This is a genomic window from Streptomyces sp. NPDC054834, assembly GCF_053611185.1.
In genome coordinates, this window is the sequence record NZ_JBSGZV010000030.1 from 1 (window position 1) to 21782 (window position 21782).

At 70.1% G+C, this 21782-nt stretch carries 26 protein-coding genes and 1 pseudogene; 23 read left to right on the top strand and 4 right to left on the bottom strand.

Annotated features, from left to right (window positions below):
- The first annotated feature begins 930 nt into the window (after positions 1 to 930).
- The 23 genes and pseudogenes from ACWGJM_RS31975 (at position 931) to ACWGJM_RS32085 (ending at position 17553) form a co-directional block, all read left to right on the top strand.
- Positions 931 to 1278, top strand: coding sequence for a hypothetical protein (locus ACWGJM_RS31975; protein ID WP_453415226.1), 348 nt, complete (start codon positions 931 to 933; stop codon positions 1276 to 1278).
- 82 nt (positions 1279 to 1360) lie between these two features.
- Positions 1361 to 1852 (top strand): hypothetical protein, encoded by a 492-nt coding sequence (locus ACWGJM_RS31980; RefSeq protein ID WP_453415227.1) that lies wholly within the window; start codon positions 1361 to 1363, stop codon positions 1850 to 1852.
- A 44-nt stretch (positions 1853 to 1896) separates the two neighbouring features.
- Positions 1897 to 2082, top strand: coding sequence for a hypothetical protein (locus tag ACWGJM_RS31985; RefSeq protein WP_453415228.1), 186 nt, complete (start codon positions 1897 to 1899; stop codon positions 2080 to 2082).
- Between the two features lie 150 nt (positions 2083 to 2232).
- Entirely contained in the window at positions 2233 to 3237 is a 1005-nt protein-coding gene (locus ACWGJM_RS31990; protein ID WP_453415229.1) for a DUF932 domain-containing protein, read from the top strand.
- Positions 3238 to 3520: 283 nt separating this feature from the next.
- On the top strand, positions 3521 to 4210 hold the full coding sequence (locus tag ACWGJM_RS31995) for a hypothetical protein (RefSeq protein ID WP_453415230.1): 690 nt from the start codon (positions 3521 to 3523) through the stop codon (positions 4208 to 4210).
- The gene (locus tag ACWGJM_RS32000) at positions 4203 to 4667 is read left to right on the top strand and encodes a hypothetical protein (RefSeq protein ID WP_453415231.1); all 465 of its coding nucleotides are present in this window, start codon (positions 4203 to 4205) and stop codon (positions 4665 to 4667) included. The genes ACWGJM_RS31995 and ACWGJM_RS32000 overlap by 8 nt, the downstream gene beginning before the upstream one ends.
- Before the next feature lie 245 nt (positions 4668 to 4912).
- Positions 4913 to 5248, top strand: a complete 336-nt coding sequence (locus tag ACWGJM_RS32005) for a hypothetical protein (RefSeq protein ID WP_453415232.1) — start codon at positions 4913 to 4915, stop codon at positions 5246 to 5248.
- Between the two features lie 181 nt (positions 5249 to 5429).
- Entirely contained in the window at positions 5430 to 5669 is a 240-nt protein-coding gene (locus ACWGJM_RS32010) for a hypothetical protein (RefSeq protein ID WP_453415233.1), read from the top strand.
- Positions 5603 to 5980, top strand: coding sequence for a hypothetical protein (locus ACWGJM_RS32015; protein ID WP_453415234.1), 378 nt, complete (start codon positions 5603 to 5605; stop codon positions 5978 to 5980). Before ACWGJM_RS32010 ends, ACWGJM_RS32015 begins: the two co-directional genes overlap by 67 nt.
- 72 nt (positions 5981 to 6052) lie before the next feature.
- Positions 6053 to 6334: a hypothetical protein gene (locus tag ACWGJM_RS32020; protein WP_453415235.1), complete on the top strand. Its 282-nt coding sequence runs from the start codon at positions 6053 to 6055 to the stop codon at positions 6332 to 6334.
- 78 nt (positions 6335 to 6412) lie between these two features.
- Positions 6413 to 6706, top strand: coding sequence for a hypothetical protein (locus ACWGJM_RS32025; protein WP_453415236.1), 294 nt, complete (start codon positions 6413 to 6415; stop codon positions 6704 to 6706).
- On the top strand, positions 6703 to 6879 hold the full coding sequence (locus ACWGJM_RS32030) for a hypothetical protein (protein WP_453415237.1): 177 nt from the start codon (positions 6703 to 6705) through the stop codon (positions 6877 to 6879). Before ACWGJM_RS32025 ends, ACWGJM_RS32030 begins: the two co-directional genes overlap by 4 nt.
- Before the next feature lie 52 nt (positions 6880 to 6931).
- A complete protein-coding gene (locus ACWGJM_RS32035) occupies positions 6932 to 7231 on the top strand; it encodes a hypothetical protein (RefSeq protein WP_453415238.1) in 300 nt (99 codons plus the stop codon).
- 218 nt (positions 7232 to 7449) lie between these two features.
- Positions 7450 to 7971, top strand: coding sequence for a single-stranded DNA-binding protein (locus ACWGJM_RS32040; protein WP_453415239.1), 522 nt, complete (start codon positions 7450 to 7452; stop codon positions 7969 to 7971).
- 75 nt (positions 7972 to 8046) lie between these two features.
- Entirely contained in the window at positions 8047 to 9060 is a 1014-nt protein-coding gene (locus tag ACWGJM_RS32045) for a DNA-processing protein DprA (RefSeq protein ID WP_453415240.1), read from the top strand.
- A gap of 106 nt (positions 9061 to 9166) precedes the next feature.
- Positions 9167 to 13081, top strand: coding sequence for an nSTAND1 domain-containing NTPase (locus ACWGJM_RS32050; RefSeq protein WP_453415241.1), 3915 nt, complete (start codon positions 9167 to 9169; stop codon positions 13079 to 13081).
- Between the two features lie 347 nt (positions 13082 to 13428).
- Positions 13429 to 13629, top strand: coding sequence for a hypothetical protein (locus ACWGJM_RS32055; protein ID WP_453415242.1), 201 nt, complete (start codon positions 13429 to 13431; stop codon positions 13627 to 13629).
- Positions 13630 to 13631: 2 nt separating this feature from the next.
- Complete coding sequence (locus ACWGJM_RS32060; protein WP_453415243.1) at positions 13632 to 13985, top strand: hypothetical protein; 354 nt, start codon at positions 13632 to 13634, stop codon at positions 13983 to 13985.
- Positions 13986 to 14094: 109 nt separating this feature from the next.
- On the top strand, positions 14095 to 15000 hold the full coding sequence (locus ACWGJM_RS32065) for a helix-turn-helix transcriptional regulator (RefSeq protein WP_453415244.1): 906 nt from the start codon (positions 14095 to 14097) through the stop codon (positions 14998 to 15000).
- Positions 15001 to 15984: 984 nt separating this feature from the next.
- Entirely contained in the window at positions 15985 to 16242 is a 258-nt protein-coding gene (locus ACWGJM_RS32070; RefSeq protein WP_453415245.1) for a hypothetical protein, read from the top strand.
- Between the two features lie 91 nt (positions 16243 to 16333).
- Positions 16334 to 16663: a hypothetical protein gene (locus ACWGJM_RS32075; RefSeq protein WP_453415246.1), complete on the top strand. Its 330-nt coding sequence runs from the start codon at positions 16334 to 16336 to the stop codon at positions 16661 to 16663.
- A gap of 475 nt (positions 16664 to 17138) precedes the next feature.
- Positions 17139 to 17291: pseudogene (locus ACWGJM_RS32080) on the top strand (SAM-dependent methyltransferase); the annotation flags it as partial.
- Between the two features lie 94 nt (positions 17292 to 17385).
- Positions 17386 to 17553, top strand: coding sequence for a hypothetical protein (locus ACWGJM_RS32085; RefSeq protein ID WP_453415305.1), 168 nt, complete (start codon positions 17386 to 17388; stop codon positions 17551 to 17553).
- A 148-nt stretch (positions 17554 to 17701) separates the two neighbouring features.
- On the opposite strand, the gene ACWGJM_RS32090 is transcribed toward ACWGJM_RS32085, so the two are convergent.
- The 4 genes from ACWGJM_RS32090 to ACWGJM_RS32105 form a co-directional block, all read right to left on the bottom strand.
- A complete protein-coding gene (locus ACWGJM_RS32090) occupies positions 17702 to 17902 on the bottom strand; it encodes a hypothetical protein (protein WP_453415247.1) in 201 nt (66 codons plus the stop codon).
- Between the two features lie 232 nt (positions 17903 to 18134).
- Complete coding sequence (locus ACWGJM_RS32095) at positions 18135 to 18554, bottom strand: hypothetical protein (RefSeq protein ID WP_453415248.1); 420 nt, start codon at positions 18552 to 18554, stop codon at positions 18135 to 18137.
- Positions 18555 to 18809: 255 nt separating this feature from the next.
- Positions 18810 to 20246: a hypothetical protein gene (locus ACWGJM_RS32100; RefSeq protein WP_453415249.1), complete on the bottom strand. Its 1437-nt coding sequence runs from the start codon at positions 20244 to 20246 to the stop codon at positions 18810 to 18812.
- Complete coding sequence (locus tag ACWGJM_RS32105; protein WP_453415250.1) at positions 20243 to 21646, bottom strand: hypothetical protein; 1404 nt, start codon at positions 21644 to 21646, stop codon at positions 20243 to 20245. Before ACWGJM_RS32105 ends, ACWGJM_RS32100 begins: the two co-directional genes overlap by 4 nt.
- Between the last annotated feature and the right edge of the window lie 136 nt (positions 21647 to 21782).

The window sequence follows — 21782 nt, forward strand, 5'->3', positions numbered from 1 at the left end:
CCATCGCGCTGCGCGCGATGCAAGCGAACACCCCCGCTGCGCGGGGGTGTTGCGCTCCCGCTCCGCGTGAGCGCGAGCGGGCCGCTTCGCGGCCCGCTCCCAACCTGCCCGCTTCGCAGGCAGGTTGGGGACTCCGTTCGCTGCGCTTCCGGAGCTGCGGGCATCCCCGCGCTAGCCCTCCGCTGCGCTCCGGGCCTCGGATGCAGATCCGCTTCACTCCTCCGCATCAAGCCCTTCGGGCTGCACTTGCAGGATGGGGTCTGCTCGGGCGGCGTGAAAGGGTGCATCAAATTAATGAGCAGATAGACTCTGGAGACGCACTCTGCCACCATTGAAATTCGAAAATCCCCGAAATTACGCACTTCGGTGTCACTGAAAACGTCATCCCAATGACATCAGTATTCAGCATCAAATCGACACAACTTCTGTCCATATTCATTGAGTGTAGCGTCTGCCGCTGAACCCAGGACGCCGAGTGCTGAACGGCCATCAGTTCACGGCGGTAGTGGACCAGTTCCCGGCAGTTCCCCCACTCAGACCATCGCCGCGCCTGCCTCGGCCCTTCAACATGCCGGGCGCACTAGCGCCCGTCCGAGCGCGGAGGCCCCGCCGACGCGCAATCCAAACCCCCGGCCCCGATCCCCGATGCCGCCGCGCCGCCCATGCCCCCCCCCCACCTCTTTTCTCATTCGGGCAGGGAGAGCGGCAGCATCGGGGATGTCAGCTCCCCGACCATGGTCGAAGAGCCGTCTGACCTGGGGAGATTGGAGGCCGGCCGCCGGGCAGGGTCAGGAGATGGCGCAAGAGATAGTGCAGGAGTTTGCGCGTGGGGTGGTACAACAGATCAAGGCTGCTGTATTATGGAACATGTCGGTACGGGTGGCCCCCTAACCGATACCGCCGAACGTTCGTCAACAGGAAGGCGTCAGTGTGGAAATCGTCATCAGCGGAGGCAAGGTAGCTCCCAGTACGGACGAGATCACGACCCCTCAGGCCGCAAAGGCCCGCCGAATCGCCAACTTCCTCCCGCGCCCGGAACTCCTCCGGGACGCCGTCATCGAGCACAACCAGGACGACAACACCACGTCGATTCGGTTCGAGACCACGGCCGGTCCCATCCGGATCCTTATGCCGGTCGCTCAGGGGTTTGAGTTCCACATCATTCACGACAGCGACACCGGGCCTCGCATTCTCGGAACCTTCCGGGGCGCATCCCTTTCGGTGCGAGCCGTCGCATTCCGCATCAGTGAATTCCTGCGGACGCGCGGACTGAAGTAAGAGGCAGCTTCGGGGGCCCGGTCCACCGGGCCCCCGGGCGAGCCCAGCACCCACACCCATCGGAGGGACAGTCACTGTGAGCATGACGAGCATTGAGCCCGTCCGCCGCGCCGTTCCGGCAAGCGAGGGCGAACGAGAGCAGATGGAGGCCGCTTTCCGGGCGGCATTGGAGCAGCTCCCCGAGAGCACCGGTTTCCCGCACGACGTGAGCGAGCTGGCCCGGCCCCTGTTCGAGGTCGGATGGATCACTGGGGTACGGACCGGGCACACCGGGCCCGCGCTGGCCGACGTGCCGTTGCCGCCGTACACGTTCGGTACGGCCCTGGCCAACCTGTCCGCCGCCCTGCACGCGGACAGTGGCCCCAGCATTGGCCAGTTGGTCAGCTATCACGGGTCTCAGGAGTGCTGTCACGGCCGCTACTGGGTGACCCGCATTGAGCGCGAACTGGACCGCCATGGACGAGAGTCCGTGCTCTACCACCTCAGCGAGTACAGGAACGGCGCATTCATCACCGCACTGACCGGAGTCCACACATGGAGCGTCACGGCCCTGCCGCAGCACTGGCAGCGGTAGGCCCTCCCCGTTCGGTAGGAACCACAGGAAGGAGAGCACAGCCCATGTCTGAGGGTTACTGCACGAACAAGGAGCCCGTTTCCGGCAGCGTGCGCAGGCTGAACGGCGCGCGCTTGGGAGGCAAGTTCCTCAAGCTGCACGGTCGCCGGGTCGGTGACTGCACGTGTGGCCGCACCATCACGGTGACCGACGCGGGCAACCTCATGCGGCACAAGCCGCCGCGGGCGTAGCCGCAGGTCACAGCGTGGCCCCGGGGGTGGGGCGCACCGGAGATTTAATCGGTTGCCCCACCCCCGGTTTTAGGTATTATGGAACCAGTTCGGAAGGGTTGGCCCCCTACCGGACACGCCGAAAGTTCGTCACCAGAAGGGAAGCCCCAAGTGGCTCACGAGATCGAGCAGTTCACCGACGGCACCGCCGCTTTCGCCTCCGCCAACACGAGCGCCTGGCACAAGCTCGGCACCGTCACCAACGGCGCGATGACCGCCGAAGACGCCATGCGCATCGCGTCTCTGTCCGGCTGGAACGTGCGACTCCTCCCCCTCACCGCGACCGAGATCACGGCCGACGGAACCACGCCGCTGGAGGTACCGCAGCACTTCGCGACCGCGCGCACGCACCCCAAGACCGGCCGCACGCAGACGCTCGGAGTGGTCGGCAGCGACTACCACCCCGTTCAGAACGAGGAACACGCCGAGTTCCTCAACCTTCTGGCCGACGAGTCCGGCGCGCACTTCGAGACCGCCGGATCGCTCAAGGACGGCCGTCAGGTGTTCCTGACCATGAAGATGCCGCAGGGTCTCACGATCGGCGGGAACGACGACGTTGATCTGTACATCGCAGCGTTCAACAGCCACGACGGAGGCTCAGCGTTCCGCATCGTGGTGACGCCGGTCCGGGTGGTGTGCGCGAACACCATGCGTGCGGCCATCCACGGGGCCCGATCCTCGTTCGTGGTGCGGCACACCGCCGGAGCCAAGGCCCGCATCGCGCAGGCCCGTTCCGCCCTCGGTCTGACGTTCCGGTACGCCGAGGAGTTCGAGCAGGCCGCACAGCGCATGATCGAAGCCGAGATGACGCTCAGCGAGCTGAAGTCGGTGGTGGACGAGCTGTGGCCGGTCAAGGACAGCGACCACGCCCGCGCCAAGACCAACCAGCGCCAGCGGTGGGGGGCAATCTCCAACCTGTTCGAGCACGCCGACACCCAGGCCCGTATCCGGGGCACGCGGTGGGCCGGATACAACGCGCTCACCGAGTACGCCAACCACGTCGCCCCGACCCGGGGCAAGACCGACGCCGAGAAGGCGAACGCCCGCGCCGAGCGGGTCATCAGCGGAGCGGCGAACGACCTGATGGAGAAGGCATTCGCCCTCACCACGGTCTGACCCCCTGACCGCCGGGTGGGCACCCCAACTCCCCCACGGGGGTGCCCACCCGGCCCCACCGGCCAGCAGTGGCCGCACCCGCCCGAGCCCGGAGCGCTCAACCCCGCATCAAGAGCGCGGAGCGCTGCCCGCCGGCCCCTGCCGCGTAGCGGCAGCGCGTCGCGTCTGCGGAGCAGAGCGCGCGCCAAGAACACGTCCGCCCCTCCCTGTGCCCAGGCCGCGCCGACGGACGCCCAGCAGCTCGACACCCACCGCCCACCCACCGCCCCACGGAAGGCCATCCATGCCCATCCCGAAGTGGACGATCAAAGGCATCGTCGACGACTACGACACGTGCGGTTGCTGCGGCCGCCGCGGACTCAAGCGCACCGTCGCGCTCATGCCGCTGGACGCCGGCGGGAACGAGGACGGCACCGCCGAAGACGTCGTGTACTACGGCACGTCGTGCGCCGCTTCCGCGCTGAGCTGGACGCAGGGCAAGGTGACCGACACCGCGCGCGCCGCCCAGGCCGAACGGGACCAGCGCGACGCCTACGCCCGCCGGATGATCAGCATCTACGCCCCGGTGGAGTTCGCCCCCGTCCGCGACAAGGCCCGCGTCTACTACGGCCGCAACCAGCACCAGCGGGACACGGGCGTGAAGGCGACCGAGGAAGTGGCGAAACTGCTGGACAAGGCCCGCGCCACGCTGGCCGACACCACCACCGGCCCGGCCCGCCCCTCGCGTATCGAGGACTTCCGCCGCTACCTCGTGATCTTCACCAGCGACGACCGGATCTTCCTCGTGCGGCGCGTGCCGGAGGACGAGGCCGAGCGCCAGGAGCAGGCCGCCGCCCAGCGCCGCGCGGACCAGATCCGGGGCAGCGTCCTGGTCGTGGCCGCGCTGGACGCCGAGGCCGCGCGCGACGTCGCGTACGCCGACGAACTGACCCGCGAGTGGAACAAGAAGGCCTGGCAGGCCGCCCATGCCTGAGACCGCCCCCGCGCCCAGGTTGTTCATCGGTAGCCGCGTCACCTACCACGGCAGCATCAAGGAGATGCACGACCGCCCCCTGTACCTCCTGCCGTGCACGTGGTTCGGACACTGCGACGCCTGCTGGGAGCAGGACGACGAGTTCGGCGAGCAGCACCCGGAAGAGCGGGACCACTTCATGGCGGTCGAGCTCACCACCGACCGCCGTTTGCACCACGCCCGCCGAGCGCACCTGACCCCGGTCCCGCACGAGTGGCCCGACGACGCCGTTCCGTTCAACATCAACGGCTACTGGTACGCCGCCGCGTACACCACGGCAGGAGGAAGCGGCCGGGCCCGGACGGTGCACTTCTACACCGCCGAGGACTTCATGGGGCGCACCTGGTGCCACTTCCGGGAACCCACGCCCGACGTGCGCTGCCTGGACGAGCAGGGCCGCCGCCGCCCCGTCATCTGACCGAGTCCCGCGCGCCACAGCACGCGGGACACCCCCGCCCGCCGCGCGCAGCCGGCCCCCAACCCGTCGCCCGCTGGAGTCACGTGACGAGCCCGCACCCCGACTAGCCCGCCCGCGCCGACCGCCGCACCCTGCCCTATCCCGGAGACGAAGCGATCACGGCAGCCCGCGACCGTGCGCACCTCGCATTCGCCCAGCTCTTCACCGCCCTGGGGGCTGGACATCACCGCCTGCACTACGCCGCGGTGGACGTTGACGGCCGGTATCGCCTGGCCAGCTCCACCGTCACGGTCACGACCGCCCCCGCATGGCACCTGGACGCCGACCCGGACGAGTTCGCCACCATCGCGGCCGCCGTCACGGCCGCCCTGGAAGGCAGCTGCACGGTCCTGGCCACCCTGGTCGTGCAGACCCCAGGGACCAGGCCCGATTGTCTGCGGGTGGCGCATCGAGCGCGGATGGCTGCACGGCATGAAGACCGCCGCCGTGCAGGCCGCCGTACGGCCGTGCGGGGGCAGGTCAGCGCCCGTCGCTCGCGCGTACCCCGCCCCGTTCCTCCCGGACCCGTCCTCACCGGCTGAGGCCCCCGCCCGGCCCCGGCGGGGGCCGGGCCGCCCGCCAACTCCCCATTCCCGTACGCCCTGTGAGGAGACACCCCGTGATCAAACCCCGTCCGGCACCGTCCGCGCCGTTCCCTCCGAGGCGGACGCCACCGGAGCCGTGCTCTACACCCTCACCGGCGCAGCCACGGGAACTGTCCACGTGACCGCGACCAGCAGCCCCACCCGATGGGACCGCTTCCACGCCGTCAGCGCCAGTCTCGGATCCGTCAGCGCGCGGGAGCTCCCCGCCGAGCCGCTGGTACGCATCCGCGGCCGCGCCTACCACGGCAACACGGTCCGGGTGCTCGCCTACTCCGCCGACGTGCCCTGGGGATGGCTGGAACGCGACCTGACCGACACCGACGACCGGCCCGCGCCCCCGCGGCCAGCCAGACGCTGACCGCCATCCTGCGCGCGTGCGCCGGCCACTACTCCGCGCGCAGCGACTTCCCCAGCCTCCAGCACGCGGCCCGCCTCCACGACACCCCGCAGCTGCTGAGGTGGCTGGACGCGATGATCTCGCACGCCGAACGGACGCAGGCCCGCTGGCTGGAGGAGGCCGAGGCCCACCGGGTCCAGGCCGCCCGCAGCCTGGCCGCCTGGTGGACGCTGGCCCGCTGGTTCACCGCCCGTCCGCACCCGGTGCTCGCACTCCTACTGGCACCGGACCGCGAGAGCCTGGCCCACCGCGCCGAATACCTCCCGAAGTAGGCCGAGATCAGCACGCGCGCAGCCGAGGACGAGGGCCGCCGTCTGACGCTCTTCCGGTCGGAGTACGAGGGGTTGGCCCGGCCCGCCGCCGCGCCGGAGAGCCAGGACCGCCCGTACTTCGTGGTCGGTCAGTGGAAGGGCGGCGGCGACGTCGACATCTGGCACGTCGAGGAGGCCCCCACCGATCCGGGCGAACTGTCCGACCTGTGCGAGCAGCACACCGTGAACGCCGAAGACGCGTTCGGCAGCGTCGAAATCGTCTACGCCGCCAGCCCGGAAGCCGCAGCCGAGCAGGCCCGCCGGGAGGTGAGCGAGACCAGCGAGCGCATCCACCGCGAGGTCACCCGCCCGTAGGCCGATACGGCCGCTCCCCGGGGTGGCCTACCGCCAGGCCGCCCCGGCCTCGCCCCTGATCACGAGGAGAGACGACCCGTGGCAACGTTCGCGCACGCCACCCCGGAACGCTGCGCCCAGCTCGGCCGCGCCCTCACCGCCGCCGGCCTTGGCTGGAGCGACAACGGCCGCCAGGACGAACCGCAGTTCCTCACCTACACCGTGACCGACCCGCACGGCCGCACGTGGCAGGTCAGCCCGGCCACCAACTTTCAGATCTCCCCGTCCCGTCCGGGGCAGATCTGGCAGGCCAGCTGCGCGGCCCTGATGACGAGGGCCCCGGTGCTGTCCGCCCGCCTGGTGGCGGAGCACATCAAGGACGTCCCGGCATGAGCAGCCCGCCGCCGTTTAGGCCCGAGGACTTCGAAGAGCGGTGCGAGACCTGCAACGCCCCGCCCGGACAGCTCTGCCACGCCTGGTGCGACACCGGATACACCGCCGAAGACGCCCGCGCCGACGCCGAGCGCCACGCCGCCCAGCGTGACGTCAAGCCCCCTGCGCCGTAGGCGCACCGCCCCGACTCCCCCGCCCTCCCCACTTCCTCGAAGGAGACCCGATATGGAACTGTCCACCCCCGCCGGCCTTGCGTCCCTCGCACACTCGGTTGCCGAGCACCTCGGCGCCGACCGCACCGAGAAGGACGGTGACACCGGCCGGGTGCGTGTCGTCTACGCCGACGGCCGCGCCCTGGAACTCACCCCCAACCGCCCCCGGACCCGGATCACCGTCACCGCGGTTCTGCCCGAGCAGGCCACCGCGCACGGCATCGAGGTCAAGGCGATCACGGTCACCGCCCTGCCCCGCCCGCGCCCCAGCGAGAGCCAAGGCCAAGGCCACCGCGCGGCACACGGCCGATAACATCCGTCAGCGGCTGCCTGCCGAACCCCCCAACCCGCCCCAGGAGTTGAGGCGGGGCCGGAGCTGCGCGAGCCGTAGGCCGAAGCCGACCTCGACGGGGCGGGTGCCTCCACGGTGGAAAAAGGGGATGACACCCGCCACCGTTATAGGTATTATGGAACTCGCTTGGATGGCTCCCGGGCACTACCAGACCGTTCGTCGCATCGAGGAGCACCTCCATGAGCGGAGAGACCACCGCTGTCATCCGCGGCCGCGTGCACGGGACCGTGCAACTGCGCCACACCGAACGCGGCACACCCGCCGCCCGGTTCACCGTGATGCAGGTCCCCCGCGAGTACGACCGCACCCGAGGACAGTGGCGCGACGGCGAGCCGGTCCCGGTCATCTGCACCGTCACCGGACCGCTCGCCCGGCACGCCGCCGAGTGCCTCACCGACGCCGTCCACGTGATCGCCGCCGGGAACCTGGCCCTGCGCGACAACCTGCTCCACCTCGACTCCGCCCAGGTCGGCGTGGACCTCGCCCACCACGTCGCCTACATCGACGACACCCTGCCCGCCGTCCTCGCCGGACGCGCCCCCGCCCCGGCACCGCGTGCGACCGCCGCTCCCGACACCGCGCACCGCGCCGCACCTGTCCGCCCGGCCTCAGCTCCCGCCGCCCCGGCCGCCGACTGGTGGCAATCGCCCCCGCGCCGCTCCTGGGACGCGGTCACCGCGCCCAGCCGCACCGGCCGCTGACCACGCCACACGATCCCGCACCGCCCATCGCGGCACCGGCATGCCCGCCGGCCGCCGCCCTCACGGAGGTACGCCGTGCCCAGCACCGCCCTGTCCAAGCGCGCCGCCCGCGCCGCGCTCGCCGACCACTTCCCGCCCCACCAGGTCGCCGCCCACCTCGCCCATCACTGTGCCAAGGAGGTCTGGCAGTACGGCGCCGACCACGACGCCAGCGGCCGCCTGGCCCAGTACAAGCCGCGCGAGGAACTCGCCAACGCCCAGCTGACGTGCCAGTTCGTCACCCCGCCGGACGACGCGTTGCCCGCCGCCCTGACCGACCTCGGCCCCAACTGCCCGCTCGGTCTGTGGGTGCGCGGACACCAGCAGCTGCCCCACCTGACCGCCCGCGCCGTGGCCGTGACCGGTAACCGGGCCGCCACCGCCCAGGCCCTCACCCGGACAAAGGCCTTCGCCATCGCCGTCTCCGAGGCCGGGCACACGGTCACCGCCACGCTCGCATACGGCGTCGACTCAGCAGCCCACCGGGCCGCCGCCCAGGCCGGTCAAGCGACGCTCGCCGGCCTGGACCGCGCCCACCCACACGACCACGCCCAGCTGCTGAGCTCCATCCCCACCAGCGGCGGCGCGGTGATCAGCCTGTTCCCGCCCGGCACCCCGGCCAGCGGAGCAACACTCCGGGCCAGCGCCGCCCTGCTCGCCGCGCTCGTGCGGGCGGTGGTTCCCGTCGAGACCCTCGACCACGCCGAGGCGGCGATGCACACCGCCGAGACCGCCGCCGACCTGAACCGGCCCGTGCTCTCCCGCCCCCCACAAGCGACGTGCGCGCCGACGGCAACGTCCGCCTGCTCGCCGACCAGTGTGTTGTCCTCGTCCCCGACCCCGCACACGCGCTCGCCGCCCTGCGCTGACCTACCCAACCGCCCTTCCATGACCGGCCGTTCGACCGACCATGGCCCCAGCGACATCCGCCAACTCCAGCGCTACGAAATGAACCTCGACGACCGGACCACCGGCATCGCCGCCACTACCTGCACCACCGGCTCTGCCCAATGGCCGCTCCGCAGGTCATGGGCATGGCTGCCGTGCTGACCAAAGAAGACGCTTGCGGGTTGCCCTTGGGCTGTCGGCGTGCGTACCTTGTCGGGCCTTGCGCCGCATCCACGGGGGAAGCGGATGGAAGAGGGGGGAGCTGCCGATGGCAGGACGTCCAGAGAGCCCGCTCGATCCGAGTGCAGGGCCGGTGGCACGGTTCGCTGCCGAGTTACGCAAACTCCGGGCCGAGGCCGGGAGCCCGACCTACCGGGTGATGGCGCAGCGCGCGGGGCAGGGGGCAAGCACCCTGTCGCAGGCAGCTGCTGGGGAGCGGCTGCCAACCCTGCCGGTGGTGCTGGCGTACGTTCGGGCCTGCAGTGGCGACCTGCAGGAGTGGGAGGCGAGGTGGCGTGAGACAGCGGCGGAGGAGGCTGGTGAGCCTCGCACCTCAGACGAAGAAGAGGAGCCTCCTTACCGGGGCCTGGCCCGCTTCGAGCCTGGCGACGCCGACCTGTTCTTCGGCCGCGATGAGCTCACCGACCGCCTGCTCGAGCTGACCCGCACCCGCCGGTTCACCGCTGTGTTCGGCCCGTCGGGCAGCGGCAAGTCCTCTCTGCTGCGCGCCGGCCTCATCCCGCGCCTGCGCAGCCCGAGGCCGACCGACCCGCAGCCAGCCGCCGTGCGCGTCCTCACCCCCGGGGAGCATCCCTTGCGCGTCCACGAGCAGCGGCTGATACCCAAGGAAGCCGACGGCGACACATGGCTGATCGTCGACCAATTCGAAGAGCTCTACACTCTCTGCACCGACCCGGCCGAACGCAACCAGTTCATCGACCGCCTCCTGGCCACCACCGATCCCGCGAGCCGACTGCGCGTCGTCATCGCCGTACGCGCGGACTTCCTCGGCCGCTGCGCCGAACACCCCGCCCTGACCGCCGCCTTACAGGACTCGACTGTGCTGGCTGGCCCCATGAGCCGCGACGAGCTACGCCAGGCCGTCACCAGGCCCGCCCAGGCCGCGGGGATGATCGTGGAACGTGCTCTGACCGCGCGCATCCTCGACGAGGTCGAAGGCGAACCCGGCGCCCTGCCGCTGATGTCCCACGCCCTGCTGGAGACCTGGCGCCGCCGCAAAGGCCGCGCGCTGACCGGGGCCGCGTACGAGGCGGCTGGCGGACTGCACGGCGCGATCGCCCGCACCGCCGACGACCTCTACGCACGCTTGACCCCCACCCAGGCCGAGCTGGCCCGACGCCTCGTACTGCGCCTGATCACCCCCGGTGACGGCACCCCCGACACCCGCCGTCCCACGTCCCGCACCGAACTCGACTTCGCCGACCCCGCCAACACCAGCACCGTACTGGAACGCCTGGCCGGCGCCCGGCTGATCACCGTCGACGACACCACCGTCGACCTCGCCCATGAAGCCCTGATCACCGCCTGGCCGCGGCTGCAGACCTGGATCGACGCCGAACGCGACCGGTTGCGTCTCCACCGACAGCTCACCGACGCCGCCGACGCCTGGCATAGTCTCGGCCGGGACCCGGGAGCCCTGTATCGCGGCGTGCGACTCGCGGCGGCTGAGGAGGCATTCGAGGTGACCGGGTACCGTGCCGCCCTCACCACGCGGGAAGCGGAATTCCTCACCGCCAGCCTCGAGATGCGCCGTCGAGAACAGCGGACGGCCGCCCGCGCGACCAGAAGGCTGCGCAGCCTGATCGCGGTGTTGTCCGTCTTGAGTCTGGTCACATCCGTGACCGCAGTCATCGCTCTGCAACAACGGGCCAGCGCGCGCGCCGAGCGCAACACCGCCATTTCCAACAGGATCATCACCGAAGCCGACCAGCTGCGCGGCACCGGCATGACCGGCACGTCACCGCAGGCCCAAGACGTCTCGCTCGCGACCCGGCTCGATATCGTCGCCTACCGAATGCAGCACTCTCCGCAGGCGTATACGAACCTGGTCACAGCCACGACCGCCGTGCTGTCCACAACCTTCACCAGTGAGCCGGACTCGGTCAGCAACGTAGTGTTCAGTCCGCGCGCCCACGTCCTGGCTGCCGTGGAGGCAGATGGTTCCCATCCCGCCCAGGTGCAGTTGTGGAACACCGACGCATCCGCGCACCCCGAGCGGTTCGGACACCTTCCCGACGACCGCCACACTGAAGTCACCGCGGTGGCGTTCAGCCCCGACGGGCGCACCCTGGCCACCGCCACCGCTCCCAGCCGGGGCAGCGATACAGACACCGGCACTCCGGCAAGGCTTCAGTTGTGGGATGTAACCCGCCCAGCACATCCACGCCTGGCCGGCACCAGTGCTTCCATCCCCGACAGGATTGACACCGTGGACTTCAGCCCTGACGGTCGGACCCTGGCCACCACAGGCGACAACAGCAGGATCCGGCTGTGGGACGCCACCGATCCGGTATCTCCCCGACTCCTCGCACCCCTTCTGCGCGGCTCACGCAACGAGACCGGCATCCTGGCCTTCGCCCCGTGGGGTCACCTGCTGGCCACAGCGGAAGAAGACCTGGATGACGCGGTGCGCTTGTGGGACGTCGCCGACCCCGCACACCCCCGCCGTGTGGGCAGCCTGCCGTCCCACCACGTCACCGCGCTGGCGTTCGCCCAGCACGGTCACCTCGTGGCCACCACGAGCGGCGGAAGCCAGCCCGCGGTGCAGATGTGGGACGCCACCAACTCCGCACACCCACGACGCCTCGGTGAGCCGATCACCACTGATTCCGCCGTACTCGACGCCGCCCGGCTCAGCCCGGACGGTCGCACCCTGGCCGCCGCCGAGGACGGCTCGGTGCGTCTGTGGAACGTCAGCGATCCCTCCAACCCGCTGCCCTGGGACAAACCGCTCGCGGTGTCCGCCCCCTCTGTGGCGTTCAGCCCAGACGGGCGCAGCCTTGCCACCGGCGGCGACGGCGTTCATCTGTGGAGCCTGCCAGGAACGGTCCTGCGCGGCTACCCCGGTCCCGTTCACCAGACAGCGTTCGACTCCACCGGCCACCTGCTGGCAACCGCCGGCGACGCCCTCGGAGACCAAGACAACCCGGACATGGAGAGTGCGATCTGGCTCTGGGACACCACCAACCCCGCCAACCCCCGGCGTGTGAGCGTCAGTCCCTCCCATTCGGTCCATGCCATGGCCCTCAGCCCTGACGGACACCTCCTGGCCACTTCGACCGCCGAGGTGGACGGCAGCGCGGTCCGGCTGTGGGACACCACCGATCCGGCTAGGCCCAGAGTCGTCGGTCACCTCCTGGACCGCCGTGGCAGCGAGGCCATCGCGGTGACGTTCGGCGCCGACGGACACACCCTGGCCACCGCGAGCACCGATCAAAACGGTGGCCGCGTCTGGCTGTGGGACACCAAAGACCCGGCCCACCCCAGACGGCTGAGCACGGTCCCGGCCCCCGGAATCCGGGCTATGGCCCTCAGCCCCGACACAGACCTCCTCGCGGTCGCAACCAGCGACAACGACGGCCGCAGCCAGGTGCAGCTATGGCACATCACCGACCCGGCACACCCGACGCGCTTGGATCGCCTGTCCACCGGGCACAGCGCCTCCGGGGATTCCACTCCCGTGCTGGAGTTCAGTCCCGACGGTCAACTGCTGGCCACGGCAGGCAACGGCACGAACCTCGCCAATGTGCAGCTTTGGGACACCAGCGATCCGGCTCACGCCGAACGTCTAGGACACCTGCAGGCCGGTGGCAAAGATGATCTCGGCCTCGTGCTGGCGTTCAGCCCTGACCAGCGCATCTTGGCCACTGCAGGCGCCGGCGAGGACGGCGCCCGGGTGCAATTGTGGGACACCGCCGACCCAGCACACCCCACGCGCCTGGGACACCCCCTCACGGGCCACACAGACACCGTCAACGCGATGGCCTTCAGCAGCCACGGACACACCCTCGCCACAGCCGGCAACGACGGCACGGTTCGACTGTGGGCAACAGACGCCGACCAAGCCATCACACAGATCTGCGCCGAAACCGGGAACACCCTGACCACCCAGCAGTGGAATCAGTACGTCGGAGCGCTCCCCTACCGTTCACCCTGCCCGTAGCCCCCTCCTTCGGGCGACTCCGACGCCATGCTTATTCGCCCTCCCACGGCAAGCGAGGTGAGAGCCATACTGGAACTCGCACCACCGAGCAGCGCGGCCAGACCCTCGACCAGGTCGCCGTCGGCATGGGCATCACCGAGCCGGCAAGGAAGACAGCCATCCTCTCCGCCGTCGCGGCCAAGCCCACGGCGCCACCTCGCCGACGTGCTTGGGCGACGGTGCGATCTGGCCCGGCTCCGGCCCCGCCTTGTGCGCAGGCACGCACGCCGGAATCCGGTCGGCCGCGTACCGGTAGCCGTCGGCCGGATCGAACGGGCGAGAAGTGCGGTGCGCCCGACCCGGGCGTCGTGTACCCGGACGACAGCGCGGAGTTCATCGCGCTCAAGAAGCAGGTACGGACGGCGCTGAAAAAGGAACGCCGCAAGAACCCGAACTGGCGCGCCGCAGCGGCCGCGCGCTGTGCGATGGCGCACCGTTCACAACTGATGCCCACCACCCGTCGTGCCCCCCGGCGCAGCGGGCTCCCCCTACAGTGGATGAGGAGATGACCATGGAGATGAACCCCACCGCCCTGCTGCTCGCTCTCGCCGCCCAGGCCCAGGGCGAGAGCGACCCGGACGTACTGCACGAATTGCTGTCTGCGGGCCACCGGGCCTGGTGCGAGGGCGTCGCCGAGATCCAGGCCGACGTTGACCGGAAGAGTGCGAGCCTGTCCGACGCCCAGCTCGCCGAGCGGTGCGCCACTGCGGGCGCGACGTGGGAGGAGGGAATGACGCGCGACGAGGCCGTCTCCGCTCTCGCGTTCGTGACCTGGGACGCCGCACCAGCCGCCATGGCCTACACGGAGCTGGCGGAGCGCGCGGCACGCTTCGGGGTGTGCCTGCTGGGCGGGGAAGTGCTGTAGGCCAATTTGGCGTCAGGCTGGACAACAATCCGCCCCCTTTGGCATTATCGAACATGTCGTATTCGTCCGAGTGCCGGCACCGCCGTGCTGACTCTTCCAAGGGGATCTGATGTCTTCCGCCGACCGGCTCGTGGACACCGCGCAGATTGTGTCCGAGTTCGGCACGAGCAAGCCCCGGGTCAGCGAGTGGAGCAACACCCCGGACAGCGGTTTCCCCGCGGTCGCGCGTACCGAGGGCCGCAAGCGGTTCTGGCGCCACGACGAGGTCGCCGCGTTCTTTGCGCAGCGTGCCCCGAAGAAGCGCTCGCTGCCGGCCTCGGTACTCAAGGCCGACCAGGACGAGCTGCTGACCAAGCGGGAAGTGGCCCAGCTTCTGGGGTACACCCGCACGTCGACCATCGACGCCTACTTCCGCGACCGGCCCGGCTACTTCCCGGAGCCCGATGAGGACGTCGACGGCTCGATGTGGCGCCGCGGCACGATCGTGGCCTGGGTCGCCAGCCGCCCCGGCAAGGGTCGACGCAGCTCCGCTCCGGCGGCAGCGCGATCTGAGGTGTCGGCGGACGGCGACCCCGACGAGCTCCTCGGTACGGCAGAGGTCGCTGCGCTGCTCGGCTACGGAAGCCCGGCTTCCTTCTCCAGCGCCCTCTACCAGGGGCGCATCCCCGAACTGCCCGAGCCGGACGCACTACAGAAGGAAGAAGGCAGCCGCGGCCCGGGCCGCAAGAAGTGGCGGCGGGCAACCGTCGTCGCTGTCGCCCGCAAGCGTGGAGTGCTGCCGCCGGCCGACCAGGACGAGAACGAGGACCTGGTCGGCGCCGCTGAGGCAGCCCGCATCCTCGGATACAGCAACGCCGACAGCTTCATCAGCGCACTCGGGCACGGGCTCCTGCCCTACCTCGAGCAGCCCGACGGATACGAGTACCGGCGAGGCAGCGGCGGCCGCCCCCGTCAGCAGCGCTGGAAACGCTCCCGCCTCGAGGGCCTGGCAGCCCGCCGCTCCTCACCCTCCTGACTGCAGCGCACCGAACCGCGTCGCAGGCGGGATACCGTAAGACCGCGGCCTCTGGTTTAAGGGATCGACGAACTCCCGGCGGACCAGACGCCGCACGATGGCCGGTATGGAGAGGCCAGCCACCCCTCCACCGCGAAGCCACACGGCTTCGCGGAACCGGCCATCGCTACGGATCCCGAAGGCTGGGTGACGTCATTGCGGTTGCCACCAGTCCGCGACACCGCGAGCAAAATGCCTTGTCCGTCGGCGGGTTCCCTCAGCAGACAGCGGAGTTTGCCCATGACCCGCGATACGCCGCCCGGGAAGCCAGTGCCTCGACGCGCTGCGCCGCACCGCCTCACGGCTCGGGTGGACGTCCCTCCCTCGCCGCCAGGTCGAGCGGCCGCCCCCGTCGGACCGCCGGCTCCGCCATGGGGGGAGAGCCCCTGAGTCGGTACCGCGCGCACGCCTTGTCGTACGCGCAGATGAAGACGACCGATACGGTCACCGCAGCATCCCGATCGCCGCGGACCCGCTGCTCGGTGATGTCCTGGTACGCGAGCTCACCATGCCCTTCTCACTCTCGACCGGAGCGTTCCCGTGGGACGTCGAGCCACCCGGGCGGGGCAAGAAGGTGGGGAACTGGTTCCACCGCCACTATGTCCTGGGCAAGCGGGATGTCTACGCACGGCTGCACCACCGCTACGTCCTCTTCGACGATCTCGACGAGGAGGCCTGGCGGCTGGTCGGCCGGACCAGGGCCCTGCGCTCGGCCCTGCAAAGGGCCGAAGTCGTGAAGGCCGGACACCTCGACGAACCCGCCCTGCTGGCCACAGCCAACGCCACACTGTGGGACGTGGCCCAGCGCTGCGCCCGGCTGACCAGCCTGCGCCGCGCCCGCGAACGCGCGGATGCGTACGACGTCGGAGGCCTCTTTCCGGCACAGGCGGTGCAGCAGACAGGCGAGGTGCTTGCCGCGAAGCCCGGGCCGCTCTCGATGGCCCCATGGGTGACCCGGAGGACCTCGCCCGGCACGTGGTTGAGGCGGACGACTACTACCGGGCCTGGAAGGCACTGCAGGAACTCGTCGGCCGCAGTGACGACTTCGTCGACCTGGCCGTCACGGACACAGCCGACCCTCATCACGCGGCCGCATGGGGCGGTCACTTCGCGCAGGCCCGCGCCACCGCGGTGACGCTGGCAGCCGCTATCGGTGCCACCAGTTCGTTCCTTGAAGATCATGGGCTCGCGACCGCCGACTGAACGGGCCTCTGAACTGCGCACTTCTGGGAAGGCGGGTGGCGATCATCCCAAAGACTTTTCGCCCGCCGCGCCCGGCATCATCGAGGCCACGGTGGGCTTCCAGCACGGCCGCTGCCTGATCTGCGGGGACGTCCTGGCCCTGGGAGATGCCGTGGCCGTCGACCACGTCTTCCCGTTCTCCCTGATGCACCGCTTCAGCGGCGTCCGCTCCTGGCACGGCCCCGACCTGGACGCCTTGTGGAACCTCGCCCCCGCACACGCCAGGTGCAACGCGGCCAAGAGCGACCGGCTGCCCACCCCCGGCGAACTCGCCCGACTGACCGCCCGCAACGAAGCGATCAGGCCCTCCCCCACCCACTGCGCCGCACCCTGCAGCGTGCCCTCCCCGGGCAGGCAGCGCCCTCATGGCCGGCATTTCTGAGCGCGGTTCAGACAGCCATCCACATCTGACACCAGCGGTACAACACACCCGGATGCCGCAGCCAGCAGATGCACCTGCATGCGGACCGAGCCTGTGCTCGCCGCCGGTCGTGCACCCGCGTCTGCGGCCGATTCGCACGTCATCCGGGGCGGCCGCTCTTCTTCGCCAACCGTGCTGGCGACGGGTGCCATCTGAGCGGGCCGGCCGAACTGGCTTTGTGACGGGGGTTGGATGTCGCTTCGACGTGTCCGTAGGAGTCAGTCGTGATGCCGAGTTGCGGTGTCGGCCTGTTGCGACGTCACCCAAGGGGTTTCGCAATGGGACGGTGGAGTGTTCTGCTGCCGGTGGAGGGTCACGGGCACGCCGACGCCCGCGGACGCCCGGCGAGCTGTCCCAGGCCGCTGCTGTCTACACCGTGGTCGCATTGCTGCGCCGCCGCGCCGTCACCGTCACCGGGCTCGAACCGGACTTCCGAATGGCCCGCGCCGCGGCAGAACGCTTCGCCGATGACCCCGCGGTCACCATCGTCGAAGCGGGCTTCGCAGGGCGCGCCCCGCACCGGCGTTTCGACGCCGTCACCCTGGTCGCTGTCCTGCACCATCTGCCGCTGGTGCCCACCCTGCGGGAACTGCGCGGCTGTCTCGCCCCGGGCGGGCGCCTGGTGATTGTGGGCTGCTGTCGGGAGGCCGGGCCCGCAGACCTGCCTGGCCGCCGTGCCGGCCATGCTCGCGAACCCGGTCATGGGGCTGGCCAAGCACCCGGCCCGTGCCGCTGCGCTGCCCTTGCACATGACGGCACCCACTGCCGAACCGCATGAAACCCTCAGCGACATCCAGGCTGCGGCCGCCCAGGAGCTGCCCGGCGCACGGATCCGGCGTCGCCTGTTCTGACGGTACTGCCTGATCTACGACACCCCCGCCTGACACAGTCCGGCTTGACTCCTGCGAGCCCCTTGAAGGTCTCTTGCCCGCCGGCGGTGACGCAGATCCTCGATTCGGCTCTGGTCGCAGTTCCGTGACGGACGCGGCCTCGTCCCCTTCACGTGGCGTGCTGGTACTTGTGCAAGGCTGCGCTGGCGCGGAAGCGGAGTCGTCCACAGCGGTCCTTGTCTTCGTCCGTTGCATCGCCGGTGCAACAGCAGTGCTGCGCCAGCCAGCGCAAGTCTTCCGGGTCGAGCCAGAGAGGGATACGGCCTTGTGCGGCCTCGGCTTGCGGATCCGTGGGCTGGGGCGACTTCATAGTCCCGACTGTATGCGCAGCTTTGACATGTCATGGCTGGGTGAGGGTGCGGGTCCGGAAGGGTTCGATCGAGGCTCGGCCGTACATCGCTCTCTTGAGCTCTTTACGCATCCTTCGACGATGCCGGAAAGGATTCCAGCGCCCCGGCGACGGCCTGGGGCACCGTGTGCGTATGACTGCCAAGTGCCCTACGGCCGAGGCGAGCCAAGGCTCAGCCACGGCCGCGTGAACGCTACTTGATCGTGTACCTGCAGCCCTTGGGGTCCTTGCCGCCGTCGTTGTCGGCAACCTGCTTGCCGTCGACTTTGATCACGCACCCGGCCGGCTTCAGCATTCCGGAGCTGTCTGAGACCGGGCCGGGGGCGATGGTCACGAGGTAGCCCACCTTCTGTTCAGCCTCGGTGAGTTCAACCGTCTCGGTCTTCGTCCAGGGCAGCGTCTGCTTCGAGTAGTCGTTGCTGGAGATGTTGTAGCCGATCGTCGTACTGCCCGAGCCGGTGACCTGCAGCGTCACTATGTGCTTTGCGCGCCCCCCGGCCGCCACCGAGGCGCTTGGGGACGCCTTCGTCTTGTCGTCCTTGGAGTTAGCGTTGTCTGTGGTGTCTTTGCTGCTGCCACACCCGGACAGAAGCGCCGCGGCAACCAGTACCACGGTAGGCGTGAAAGTCCTTCGCATGTTCCCCGTGTCCTGTTCTGTGTTGGTCGTGGTGAACCGACTTCTAGATCCAATCACGGTCTTGTGGCCGCCTGGCCCTCCTGCCGCCCACGGTCGGGCGCCTTGAGAGGACGCGCCGGCACAAGAGCCGTCGCAGGTCCGCCCACACAGCACGCAATTCATATCCGAACATGATCTGCTCCCTATCCACGGCGGCTGCACGGGCCGCACCATCGGCCGGCCGCGTCGTCCTCAGTCGCTCTGGGTGAGCGGTGGCAAGAGACCGTCTCCAGGCCACAAGGGCCGTTCGGCCGCGATGCCCGTGAGGAACAAGTCCACCTCGGCCAGGACTTCGGCGCGGTCCTGCGGCCCGTAGACAAGGAGGCCCCCTGCCGCGGGGTCGAAGGCGCGTACGTGGCTCTGGGGACCAGTGCAAACGAGGGCGCGCGCGATCTCGGGTAGGCCGAGGCTGAGGGCATCGCAGTTCCCCAAGCGAACGAGCTGCACCAAGTCGGAGGTGACGCGCTCCCAGTCGCCGACCGTCGGCCAGTCGGCGCCGCCGTTCAGTTCGTGGGTGAGGGTGGCCAGCGGGATGATCTCGCCCGGCTGCCGTCCTTGGGTGAGAAGGTCGTGGATCCGGGTGCCGTCGGGCTGGAGTACCCGCGGGTGGAGCAGGGTGTCGGCGGCCACGAGGGTGGTGTTGATCTCCTGGGTTCCAGGGCCTGGGTAGTAGGGCTCGTGTGCGAAGAGCAGGTAGACCTCTGAGATGCGGGCAGCCGCGCTGGGCTCGGACATGACGTGTGTTCCCTCCAACGGTGACGTGCCGGGCGTGTGTTGAGGTGCTGGCCGTGTCGTCGAGCGGAGTCCAGCCGGCCGCCCCGGCTTGTCGGCCTGGTACGCGTGGTCCGGCCCTACCTGGACGGGTGCGTGCTTGAGGATTTGGGCGACCTGGTCGGCGAGCTGGAACATCAGCCGTTGGCGGGCGATCAGTTCGCATGAGGTTGAGCAGGTGTCGTGGGTCTGGAGCAGGCAGGCGGCGTCCCACAGCAGTTGCTGGCCGATCTCAGCCGACCGGCGCAGCTCGTAGCGGTCGCTGCCGGCGGCGGCCTGGATGAGGCAGGTGTGCAGGGCAGCAAGGCGCTGGAGGTAGCGGCAGGCGTCGGCGCCTTCGACGCTGCGGACGTGTTCGCGGGCCCGGGCGTCCCACGTGGCCGGCAGGTGTGCGGCGAGCAGCGGCGCGAGCACGATCGCTGGCAGCGCGACGTCGGCGGGGATGCCGTGGGCTATGGCGAACAGGCCGGCGACCAGGCTTAAGAACGCGACCGCGACGGCTGTGAAGCGCAGCGAGCCGGGGATGCCGGGGGCCAGGCCGATGCGCCGGGCGGGGCGCCTGGTCAGCCAGCGCAGGGCCAGGCGCTGCGTGGGCGTGGCCGACGGAGTGAGGATTCCGATCTGGTGGGGGATTTCGGGCCGGGAGCCGTCGCCTGGGATGGTCCAGGCGAGCCAGCCCCACCGGGCCCGCTCGTAGACGAGCACGGGTTCGCACTCGGCTGTACAGGTGTGATCGCGGACGTGGCCGGTTCGCAGGGCGCGTGCGCGTTCCGCCTTCCACCGGCCCGGGTCAGCCGTGAAGGGGTGCCGGTGCTGCGCGAAGCCGGGTGGCGGTGGTGTGCAGCGGGTGTCGGTCACGGGCTGATTCCTTCCGGTTGGGCGGTCAGGGCAGAGGCGCACGTGGTGCAGCGGCCCTCGCCGTCGGGGTGAGCGCGCCGGGGTGTGGGGCCGGGGCACGTACGGCACAGCGGCCAGCCGAGGCAGGCCCGGCAGAGGTCCTCACCGGGGGCGGTGGCGGGCACGCCGCAGCCGGCGCATTCGGTCAGGGCCCGGTAGGTCAGGGCCTCGCTCACCGTGCGCGCGGCGGTGGAGCCGGTCATCGGCTGAGGCGGCGGGTCGTCCCACGCGGGTGCGTCGTGGTGGTCGGCCGCGAGGGTGGGCGGCGGGTAGGTCTGGGCGGCACGCAGGCGGGCAGCGATGATCGCGCCGACCGTGGTCCGTACCGGATGGGGCAGGGGCCGGGCGGCGATGACGTGCCTCAGCTGATCGCGGCTCCAGCCGGATTCCAGCATTACGGTCACGACGCGGCCTTGGTCGGTCAGCGCCTGCCCGGTCAGCAGCAGCTCGGGGCGAGCCGCCCCGAGTTCGAGCAGCAGCAGGATCCCCGGGTGCATCTCATCGGCCGCGGGCGCGGCCGGCGGGAACGTCGGCCTGTCCGGCCGGTCCGTCCGTCCAGGTGCGCGCGACGCGTCGCCGCGGCACGGACGGAGGGGTCTGGTGTTCTGCTGAGTGGTCTTCTTTCTGTTGGTGTTCTTAGTGGACCGATCAGCCAACGTAGGGTCATCCACTGGTGGAAAACCCGACTCTGGTTGTGACCTGCCGCTTTGCAGGGCGGGCAGGTCGGTGATGAAATACGCCGCCGCGCCGAGGGTGCCGTCTGGGCCGCGCTCGCGTTCCCGGACCAGGAAGCCGTGCTTCTCCAGCTCCTTCAGCCCGCTCTTGACGGCTGAGTCACCGTCGCGTCCGCGGCGGGCGATGTCGGAGACGGTCATCCGCCAGCCATCCCGGTGTGTGGAGAGCAGTCCGAACAGGCCCTTGGCCTTGAAGGACAACTTGGTGTCGCGGAAGAGCCCGTTGGCGATCTGGGTGAACTGATCGGCCGCCATCACACCCCGGCGGATCCCCGCCGGGAGACCGTCGACGTGCTCGGCCTCGTGGGCCGTGGCCACCAAGCCGGCTTCGATCAGCGCAATGTCCAACGTGGCCGGTCGGTCGGTGATGCAGTAGACGATCTCACCGAGGGTGCCGTCCGGGCAGCGCAAGCGTTCACGGATCAGGTAGCCGTGCGCCTCGAGCTCCTGCAGGCCGGTGCGTACCGCTTCCCGTCCGTCCGGGCCCAGGCGGACGAGGTCGGTGACCGTCACCTGCCAGCCGTTCCTGTGCGTACTGACGTACCCGAAGATCCCCTTGGCTTTGAACGACAGCCCAGAGTCACGGAACAGCGCGTTGGCGATCTGGGTGAACTGATCGGCCGCCATGACACCCCGGCGAATCCCCGCCCCGAAGCGGCTCACCGCCCTGCCCCCGACGCCTGCCGAGCGCAGTGGCCACGGCGGCACACCGAGCCCGCCGCGGTGGGGCGGTCGGTAGTCCCGGGCGTGGAGGCGTGCGTGC

What these genes read in the sequence shown, in the direction of transcription:
- ACWGJM_RS32090 (WP_453415247.1), bottom strand. Translation starts at nt 17,902, where the DNA reads ATGAAGTCGCCCCAGCCCACGGATCCGCAAGCCGAGGCCGCACAAGGC.
- ACWGJM_RS31980 (WP_453415227.1), top strand. Translation starts at nt 1,361, where the DNA reads ATGACGAGCATTGAGCCCGTCCGCCGCGCCGTTCCGGCAAGCGAGGGC.
- ACWGJM_RS32060 (WP_453415243.1), top strand. Translation starts at nt 13,632, where the DNA reads ATGGAGATGAACCCCACCGCCCTGCTGCTCGCTCTCGCCGCCCAGGCC.
- ACWGJM_RS32085 (WP_453415305.1), top strand. Translation starts at nt 17,386, where the DNA reads ATGCTCGCGAACCCGGTCATGGGGCTGGCCAAGCACCCGGCCCGTGCC.
- ACWGJM_RS32070 (WP_453415245.1), top strand. Translation starts at nt 15,985, where the DNA reads ATGGGTGACCCGGAGGACCTCGCCCGGCACGTGGTTGAGGCGGACGAC.
- ACWGJM_RS32000 (WP_453415231.1), top strand. Translation starts at nt 4,203, where the DNA reads ATGCCTGAGACCGCCCCCGCGCCCAGGTTGTTCATCGGTAGCCGCGTC.
- ACWGJM_RS32050 (WP_453415241.1), top strand. Translation starts at nt 9,167, where the DNA reads ATGGCAGGACGTCCAGAGAGCCCGCTCGATCCGAGTGCAGGGCCGGTG.
- ACWGJM_RS32030 (WP_453415237.1), top strand. Translation starts at nt 6,703, where the DNA reads ATGAGCAGCCCGCCGCCGTTTAGGCCCGAGGACTTCGAAGAGCGGTGC.
- ACWGJM_RS31995 (WP_453415230.1), top strand. Translation starts at nt 3,521, where the DNA reads ATGCCCATCCCGAAGTGGACGATCAAAGGCATCGTCGACGACTACGAC.
- ACWGJM_RS32105 (WP_453415250.1), bottom strand. Translation starts at nt 21,646, where the DNA reads ATGGCGGCCGATCAGTTCACCCAGATCGCCAACGCGCTGTTCCGTGAC.
- ACWGJM_RS31985 (WP_453415228.1), top strand. Translation starts at nt 1,897, where the DNA reads ATGTCTGAGGGTTACTGCACGAACAAGGAGCCCGTTTCCGGCAGCGTG.
- ACWGJM_RS32015 (WP_453415234.1), top strand. Translation starts at nt 5,603, where the DNA reads ATGGCTGGAACGCGACCTGACCGACACCGACGACCGGCCCGCGCCCCC.
- ACWGJM_RS32040 (WP_453415239.1), top strand. Translation starts at nt 7,450, where the DNA reads ATGAGCGGAGAGACCACCGCTGTCATCCGCGGCCGCGTGCACGGGACC.
- ACWGJM_RS32065 (WP_453415244.1), top strand. Translation starts at nt 14,095, where the DNA reads ATGTCTTCCGCCGACCGGCTCGTGGACACCGCGCAGATTGTGTCCGAG.
- ACWGJM_RS32035 (WP_453415238.1), top strand. Translation starts at nt 6,932, where the DNA reads ATGGAACTGTCCACCCCCGCCGGCCTTGCGTCCCTCGCACACTCGGTT.